The sequence below is a fragment of the Hymenobacter amundsenii genome (assembly GCF_002204745.1).
In the GTDB taxonomy this organism is placed as follows: Bacteria; Bacteroidota; Bacteroidia; order Cytophagales; family Hymenobacteraceae; genus Hymenobacter; species Hymenobacter amundsenii.
In genome coordinates this window covers 1-4,671 of sequence record NZ_NIRR01000078.1, presented here as the reverse complement: position 1 = coordinate 4,671, position 4,671 = coordinate 1, and the positions used below count along the sequence as shown (strand labels likewise).

Sequence of the window (4,671 nt, the reverse complement as noted above, 5' to 3'; positions counted from 1 at the left end):
GCCGTGTTGATGAACTCGACGTTAGGGTGAGGAGCTTGCTCATCGGCATTAAGCACCCGGTCTGTCCGGTAATTGTGGCCAGTGGCTTTGTCGGCCTGGGCCTGGCTGGTAACCTTGGCCCAGCGCATGATAGCTTTGTATGGCATTGTAGAGAGATTAGGCAGTGGGGAAAGAAAAAGTAAGGGAGTAAGCTGCCAGCAGGCCGCACGGCCAATTTCCAGAGGCGTAGCCGATTTGAAATTGGTATCGTGTGTGATACCATTGCACCAATCCAGCATGAGCCCCCTAGAACCCTACCTCAACCACAAGCTACACCCCTTTTGTCACATCCCCAAATACCTCTCCTTCGGAGATAGGTTTTCAGGCATAGGCCCCAAGCTCAGTCTCCGGTGGATAACCCACTGCCTCTTCCTTTCCCCACTGCCTAATCTCCCGCCCGGTTCATCTCCCCTGGGCTGAGCTTGGGGCCTATGCCTGAAAACCTGCTAGCTGAATAACCCACAAAAAACCGTGCAGCAGAGGGTAAACCTTCAACGCTGCACGGTTTTGATTTGGGAGTCAGCAGAGGGTAAACCTTCAACGCTACCTGAGCCCGGGGGTCGCCTTATTCCTCGGTGGGTGCTCCTCAGCAGTGCCACTTCCGCTTAGACGACGCTGTAAAGATAGAGGACTTTACCGAAAGCTATAGAGTGGGAAAATTATAATTAACCCACTGCTCCAGGATTCTATTACACGAGATAATTGCCATTCGATTGCCTATTAGTTGCCTGGCAATCCATCTGCCGTCCTACCCAACGAGCCTGTAATGATGCTATCTAATCAGGTGGCGCAAAACGGGTACCTCCGCGATTAGGCATATGCTTCAGAGGGTGTCCTTTCTGGTGGCAGTCACGAATCTGACATTTGGACTATCTGACAGAGTCAATAAACCTCCCCACCTGAAAAATCTGGCTTTAAGATTCTGGAAAGGCCCTGTATGAGCTTTAAATGCGGTTTTGTAAGTAGCCCGATTTCGTGTCCTTTTTTAAAATCATGATTTCAGCCTGCTTGCTAGCCAATTCCAGCCTAGTCCACAATGGTAGACTTGAACCTCCGAATGGGAAATCAGAGCACGACTAAAGTGATAGGAATAGGTAGCCTTCCAACGACGTGTGCCTTTGCGGGCGAATGGTTGAGGAATTTTTTTGTGACAGAGGAGCAGGTCCAGTCTATATAACCTTAAAGAGAAGGTAAAATGGAAGTCTTTATAAAATCAATCATAGCCTTACTACCCGCGCTCGAGGCCCGTGGGATTTGTATCACTCTAATCCTTGTTCTGGGAGCAGTAGCCTATGGGTATTTGGGTGTGCTCACAAAAAGGGCAGAAGTAATGCCGGACCTAACCAGGGCCCAAGGTGAAATGGCTGAAAGCATAGCACGAGCTGACGTCATAAGGGCTAGGGCACATATGGCCGACACCACTCTTATCACTAATAGTGTCCCCAAAAAGGAGTAGTGACCTTAGCCTATGGTAACAGATAGTTGGGTGTTATCACCTTCCCCAACTATCTGTTTCATTTCGAATAGGTCCAGTTGAGCCTTGTTGGGTACCTGCTTCTTCTTGATATATGTCTTCGCAAAAGACACCCTGTCTCCATTGAAGACCACCAGAGGGTTTATAAAGTATTTAAAATGGCTATCACTGCGAGCGATTATGCCACACTCAATAAGGGCTGACAAACCGGATAGAACGTCCTTTGGGTGCTTGTATTTGGTGTACTCCAGGCATTTGTTCATCTCTAAGAAGAACTCATCCTTTTTTGGCTTTAAGATATTGATTATAAAGCCAAATACTCGAATAGCTGACTTAGATAACTCCCAGAAAGCAGTGAACTGACTTAGATAAACTTTGGCGAACTGGGCTTCATCTACTTCGATGAATTTCATGAAAGCAGTGTGGCCGGCTACCTCTCCGTCAGAGTTGACAATCATCTGAATTTCGTCCCGATTTTTGGAACGCATCACTTGTGTTTTTCGGATGATTTTGATGTCCTCAATAGCCTTCTCTACGAAAGGGTTCTCCTTGAATGTCTCGTACTGCTTTACCGATTTGTATGCCATAGTGGTAAATTTTATTTACCACCAAGGTACAATCAATTTACCATATCATGGTATGATATGGTAAAAATTAGTTACCAAACCACATCAACTAATGGAAACCAAAAAGTACCACCTTGGTAAATCCTATTTACCAAGGTGGTAAATGACCCCTACTGAATATCAGTTAGTTAGAGCAGTTTGCTTCTTAGACTCTTAAAAGGGTGTAAAAACGGTCGGTTTTGGGCTCCTCGAACGGTAATGAGTAAAGGCAGCTATTCTTCTTCTTCGGAGAGGTAAGACTAACAACCTACCCTCACTACTTTCCAACATAGCAACGATGCAGAGGCTACTCAACAAAAATTGTATTTAGCAGGCAGTGGGGAAGAGAGAACGTAATGGCCACTACCTACGAATCGTCCCTTAACATAATCCAACTTATACCCGGCCTCCTGGCATAAGTGCGGTTTGCTCCCCACTGCCCCTACTCGCTAAACGTGGTACTTTGCCGGTTTGAGGCCTCTTTTCTTTCAGTGTTTCAGGTACGCTTCTGAACCAAGCTAGAAACATGGTGCCCCGTTTCATTCTTTGCTGGCTGTCATCTGCCGCATTCATTTAATCGCAACCTCGTGCAAGCACCTTTGAATTTCGGCCCCGCCGAACGCACCCCCATTCAGCGCCAAGAAATTGCGGACCGCGCAATGGCCATCACCCTGGAAGAAGAGCGGCACGCCAAAGCGGAGCTGTTAGCTCTCTACGACCAGTACGTGGCCGGCGAAGTGGATCTGTACGCCATCAGCATCCACGTCGGGGAACAGACGCGCCAGCGCCTGCTGGCCTTAATCGCCGCTGGCCCAACGAGCAGCTAGTTCTTTCGCTCCCCACCGCCCCCGATGCAGGCCACTTTTGGAATAAGAACCCCTACTCTGCCAGCATCAGCCCCCTATCTCAAACCCTTTGCTCGGACCCTGCTCACGCTGCCTGATGGGTTGAGCTTGAGGTTTGACTTCAAACTGTTCTCGCCTGGATTGGCTGCCGGCGTGTTCGTACACCTGGCCACCACTTCGCCTAACCTTATCGAAATGACCCCCAATTTGGTGAGCAAAGCCGGGTTCATACTTCACGTAAACCACCTTCATACTATCCCCACGCGATGGTTCGCCCTGCACCCCGAGGGAAGCAGCATAAGACCGGCCTCCTATCCGCAATGACTCCGCTACCTTGTCTGCTATATCCTCCGGCACGATTAAACAGGCTGTCAGAGCCTCTGAGCTAACTTTCCATCTATAGATTTTGAAAGCCCGGTCCATGAGCGATAGTTCTTTGGTGGCCACCTGCTGGCGGGCCTGCTCTACTTTCCGGATTTCGGCCTGTTTCGCCTCTAGAGCTAGCTTTTCCGCCCGTTCTTGCCTGGCCTGAAGTTGTTCTTCAAGCTGCTCGCCCATCTTCCGGCCGTTGGGACGTATCTCGGCATAGGTGAACGCTGAGCCAGTGGGGTGTTCTACTTGGTTGGGATTGTCTGGCGTGGAGTTTCTAAACTTAAATCCTTGCTTCCTAATCCCTCCTACATAGGTTTGGAAGTCGGAGTAATCGCCCTTAACCAAGTGTACTTCGAATACTCGTTTGGTCTCCAGACGGTCTTTTTCGCGCTGTTCAGCCCCCATCTGGAGTAAACTGGCTGGTGCCACCTTGCCCTGGACTAAATCTATAGCGAGCCTGATTTTTTCCTGCTCAGCCCGTTTCAACTCACCCTGGGCCTGCTTCATACCCTCATAATTCTTCTCCTTCAGGGCCTCCACGGTCTCCAACTGCTTTTGGAGGACTCGGACCTGTTCTTTTGCTGCGGCGTTCTCCTGGGCCAAATCTGTGGCCTTTTTGGCCCGTTGATTAGCTGCCTCGACCTGGGCGCGGGCCTGTTCGTTCACCTGAGCTGTAGTTTTAGCCTCCCAGGCGGGTAGGTTCAACGCTTCCCGTACACTCGGCCGTTTTACTTCAACGTCCTGGTATACACTGGCCGGCCCCAACTGTGCCCTCACCTCGGCCGAACTTTCGGCCTGCTGGGCGTACATGCGTTTCATGTCTTGGTGCTTGGCCTGGCTGTGCTCCACGCCTCGTTCCAGCCCGTGAACCTGCATCGACTCGGCGTACTGGCTCTGGTAGCTCGTGAGCGTTTTGGGGTTAAATAAGTCCTTGGCCGATAGCCGGCCGTCCTCTGTGATGGGCACAATGACGGCGTGAAAGTGTGGGCTCTTCTCGTCCTGATGCAACGTGCAGCTGAGCACGTTCTTTTCCCCGAACGTCTTCTTCAAAAAATCCACTTGGTCTTTTGCCCACTGGCTGTCAGCCATGTTCACGGCCCGTCCATTCTCGTCCCGCTCAAAGAACTCGGGGCTAGCTGTTAGAATAACCTCCATACAACGCACCTGGTCGTCGCGCACCTTCCGGGTAACGACCTCGGCAATCCTCTCCTCAGCTAGCTCCCAGTAGCCCCGGCCGGCCGTGTTGATGAACTCGACGTTAGGGTGAGGAGCTTGCTCATCGGCATTAAGCACCCGGTCTGTCCGGTAATTGTGGCCAGTGGCTTTGTCGGCCTGG

General features: G+C 50.7%; 3 protein-coding genes. 1 reads left to right on the top strand and 2 read right to left on the bottom strand.

Translation table 11 applies throughout. The annotated features are described in order from the left end of the window. Positions 1 to 1,500 precede the first annotated feature (1,500 nt). Entirely contained in the window at positions 1,501 to 2,100 is a 600-nt protein-coding gene (locus CDA63_RS19825) for a replication/maintenance protein RepL (RefSeq protein ID WP_088466190.1), read from the bottom strand. A gap of 605 nt (positions 2,101 to 2,705) precedes the next feature. Here CDA63_RS19825 and CDA63_RS19820 point away from each other — a divergent pair. After that, the gene (locus CDA63_RS19820; RefSeq protein WP_126546984.1) at positions 2,706 to 2,945 is read left to right on the top strand and encodes a hypothetical protein; all 240 of its coding nucleotides are present in this window, start codon (positions 2,706 to 2,708) and stop codon (positions 2,943 to 2,945) included. 66 nt (positions 2,946 to 3,011) lie between these two features. Here the strand turns inward: CDA63_RS19820 and mobV are convergent. Beyond that, positions 3,012 to 4,671 (bottom strand): MobV family relaxase (gene mobV / locus CDA63_RS19815; protein WP_126546983.1); only part of this gene is annotated, 1,660 nt, incomplete at its 5' end.

What these genes read in the sequence shown, in the direction of transcription:
- CDA63_RS19825 (WP_088466190.1), bottom strand. Translation starts at nt 2,100, where the DNA reads ATGGCATACAAATCGGTAAAGCAGTACGAGACATTCAAGGAGAACCCT.